The sequence below is a fragment of the Rhizorhabdus histidinilytica genome (genome assembly GCF_900167915.1).
GTDB lineage: Bacteria > Pseudomonadota > Alphaproteobacteria > Sphingomonadales > Sphingomonadaceae > Rhizorhabdus > Rhizorhabdus histidinilytica.
The window spans coordinates 1-3,229 of sequence record NZ_FUYM01000041.1; the positions used below are offsets into that span (position 1 = coordinate 1).

The window sequence follows — 3,229 nt, forward strand, 5'->3', positions numbered from 1 at the left end:
CCAGGATGTTCTGATGCTCCCGGCCGGCGAGGTCCTTCTCGGGGAGAAGCTGGACGGGATCGCAGCGGCGCAGGCCGAGGGGCGGATCGTCGCCGACTTCACGCCCATGGACGTCGTCCGGCTTGTCGCCGCCCTCACCCAGCTCTGGTGCATGACCGGAGCCGCACGCGACGCTACCGAGCATGCGGCGCGCAGGGCGACGATCATGCGGGCGGTGGGGCGACTGCTGCGCGTGTGATCGTGCGAGGCGCGCGTTGCCCGCCCGCGCGCCGATCAGGACACAGCAAGCTCCATCGCACCCCGCGACATTACCCGACCGCGAAGATACGGCGGCTCATCTGCTCGCGCTGCCCCTGGGCACGGCGGGCCGAGCGACGATCAGAATTGCGCGGCCACAGCCGAACCGGAGTGGATCGGCAAGTGAGCCCGTCGCAGCGCGATGACCTCAGGTCGCAGGCCTTGATGCGCGACGTTTCGTCAGCAGTCGTTTGAGATCCTTCGCAAGGCGATAAAACAGAATGACGATCCCGGTGACCACGATGAGCAACGTCGCCGATGCAGCGACAACGATCAGTGGATGGTTGTAACTGCGCGAGGCGCCAAGGTTCATGATATGGATTTTGTAAAAGAAATCATAGAAGTCCCACAGGTCCGAACGGCGACTGAGCACCTCTCCGGTGAACGGATCCAGATAGAGGCGACTATGCTCCTTGTCGGCGAAGCTGGCGCGCCACAGCGGCCCGCCGACCTGCGCTTCCTCGGGCGCCGTTTCCTGATAGTCGACCGCCTGCAGCCTGCCGGATCCTTTGTAGGACATCAGAGCATAGCGCCGAGCGTCTGCCAGACTGATCTCATCGACATTTTCGCCAGTGTAGGCGTTCCACCAGCTTTCGCTTCCGCCCCGCGCCTTGAGGACCCATATCGGACCGCGCGGCGTATTTTTGAGCGTGGCCTCGTTGAGGTCGGTGTGGCATGCGATCTTCGATCCCATGCGACGGAAAGCGGATAGTGCAGACGCCCCCGCCTGCAAAATCCCTCGCGAGCTATGGCAAATCCGGCTCGCCGCTGGATGCCCCCGCGCGCCACAAGCGCGCGGGGATCCGGGGGTCAGAAGGGCACGTCGTCGTCGAGCTCAGGATCAGGGTCGCCGGCCTCGTCGGACTTCGATTTCGCCCGGCTGAGGAAGTCGATCGTCTCGGCGATGATCTCGGTGCCGTAGCGCTCGACGCCGTCGCCATCGGTCCATTCGCTGTAATGGATGCGGCCGCGCACCAGCAGCTTCATGCCCTTGGTGCAATGCTCCTGCACGGTCTTGCCGAGGCCATTGAACGCGGTGATCCGATGCCATTCGGTGTCCTGGACGCGGTAGCCTTTCTCATCGCGAACGACCTTGCCTTCCGAATAGCGGGGACGCGAGGTCGCCAGGGTGAAGTGGGTGATGCGGGTCCCGCCCTGGGTGGTGCGGCTCTCCGGATCCATGCCGATATTGCCGGCAAGAATGACGATGTTCTGCATGATCAAATCTCCGTTGCTTCCGTCCGAGGGACCGTCCCTCCGACGAGACCCGGCCAAGACCGGCGGGAGACGAGGGCATCGACGCGCAAGCGGCGACCCGACCCACAAGGGCCGGAGTGGTGCGGGCAGGCGCGCGAGCGACAACCCGGTCCGGCACCGCGGGGGTTGCCCCACGGCAACCGTCCGGGCTTAGGGGATCAGTCAGGCGGAGGGCGCTTTCCCTCGGCGCCAGGCAACGGCAGAGCCATGTCGCAACATCGCGATGGGCCGAGCTCAGGACATGGACTGCCCGCAATGACTGGTCCGGTTGTGTAGTTAGTTGATCTGCGCCTCTGATACCAGCCTGGGCGGGAGGCGGAGCGTAGCGGAGCCGAGCGGCCAGGCTGGCATCTTGATCGTCTCCGGGGCCGGTGGTCGATATCCGAGACTGCTGTGGGGCCGTGCTCGGTTGTAATGATCGCGCCACCAGCCGGTGACGATCCGCACCTCCTCAAGGCTGTAGAAGATTTCGCCGTTGAGCAGTTCATCTCGCAGACGGGCATTGAAGCTTTCGATATAGCCGTTCTCCCATGGGCTGCCGGGCTCGATATAGAGGGTAATGACGCCAAGCCTGCCGAGTCACTCGCGCACCGCATTAGCGACGAACTCGGGGCCGTTATCGGATCTGATATGCTCGGGCGGCCCATGCTCGATGAACAGATCGGTCAGCACGTCAATCACGTCGTTCGACCGGAAGCGCCGCAGCGGCACCATCGCCAGGCATTCCCGGCTGAACTCGTCGATAATGTTGAGCATTCGGAACTTGCGACCGTTGTGCGTCTGATCCTCGACGAAGTCGTAGGACCACACATGCCGCGATGCTCCGGGCGCAGCCGGATGCACGATCCGTCGCCGAGCCAGAGCCGCCGCCGTTTCGGTTGCCGCTTCGGCACTTTAAGACCCTCCCGCCGCCAGATACGCTCAACCACTGACAGGCTGACCTGCCAGCCCGCCTGGCCCAGCAAGACATGGATGCGGCGATAGCCATACCGGCCATAGTCCTTGGCCAGCGCGATGATGTCGGCTGTTAGCCGCCGCTCGTCGGCATCATCCTTCGGTGGATGGCGCTGTGTCGAACGATGCTGGCCCAGAACACGGCAGGTCCGTCGCTCCGATACCGGCAACGCGCGACGGATCTGCTCGATCGCCTCACGGCGACGGGAGGGACTCAAAAAGTCAGCTTCGACGCCTCTTGCAGGATCGCCTTGTCGAGCGCGAGGTCGGCCACCAGCTTCTTCAGCCGCGCATTCTGGCGCTCCAGATCCTTCATTCGCCGCGCCTGGTCGACCTTCAGCCCGCCATATTCCTTGCGCCACCGATATAGCGTCTGCTCCGCGATCCCGATCTGGCGGCAAGCCTCCACCGCTGTGCCGCCTCGCCCCACAATCACCTCTACTTCACGCAGCTTCGCTATGATCTGCTCCGGCGTAAACCTCTGACGTCCCATACATTTCTCCAATTCTCATGCCCAAATGGGCTCTCTTCAGAATTGGACCAGTTTTTCCAAGGTAGACCACTATCCCTCCGTCAGACCGATGCCAGCCTCACAGGAGGTTTCGGGCAACAGCGGCAAGACTGAGTGCAAGCGCGACAAGGCTGGGAATGATGACCGCCGCCCCGCAGATGAAGGCAAGGACGCCACCCAATTCCAACTCGGTGCCTGCATCATCACTTC

2 protein-coding genes and 2 pseudogenes are annotated in these 3,229 nt (G+C 63.3%); 1 reads left to right on the forward strand and 3 read right to left on the reverse strand.

Annotated features, from left to right (window positions below; all coding sequences use genetic code 11):
- Window positions 1-238, forward strand: a pseudogene (locus B5X82_RS25960) (TetR family transcriptional regulator); the annotation flags it as partial.
- Window positions 239-445: 207 nt separating this feature from the next.
- Here B5X82_RS25960 and B5X82_RS25965 read toward each other — a convergent pair.
- The 3 genes and pseudogenes from B5X82_RS25965 to B5X82_RS25975 form a co-directional block, all read right to left on the reverse strand.
- Window positions 446-991, reverse strand: a complete 546-nt coding sequence (locus B5X82_RS25965; protein ID WP_004212723.1) for a PepSY-associated TM helix domain-containing protein — start codon at window positions 989-991, stop codon at window positions 446-448.
- Window positions 992-1,107: 116 nt separating this feature from the next.
- The gene (locus tag B5X82_RS25970; RefSeq protein ID WP_004212722.1) at window positions 1,108-1,515 is read right to left on the reverse strand and encodes a single-stranded DNA-binding protein; all 408 of its coding nucleotides are present in this window, start codon (window positions 1,513-1,515) and stop codon (window positions 1,108-1,110) included.
- A gap of 315 nt (window positions 1,516-1,830) precedes the next feature.
- Window positions 1,831-3,001, reverse strand: a pseudogene (locus B5X82_RS25975) (IS3 family transposase).
- Window positions 3,002-3,229: the final 228 nt, after the last annotated feature.

Excerpts from the sequence above, each read along its gene's own strand:
- B5X82_RS25965 (WP_004212723.1), bottom strand. The coding sequence starts at position 991 with ATGGGATCGAAGATCGCATGCCACACCGACCTCAACGAGGCCACGCTC.
- B5X82_RS25970 (WP_004212722.1), bottom strand. The coding sequence starts at position 1,515 with ATGCAGAACATCGTCATTCTTGCCGGCAATATCGGCATGGATCCGGAG.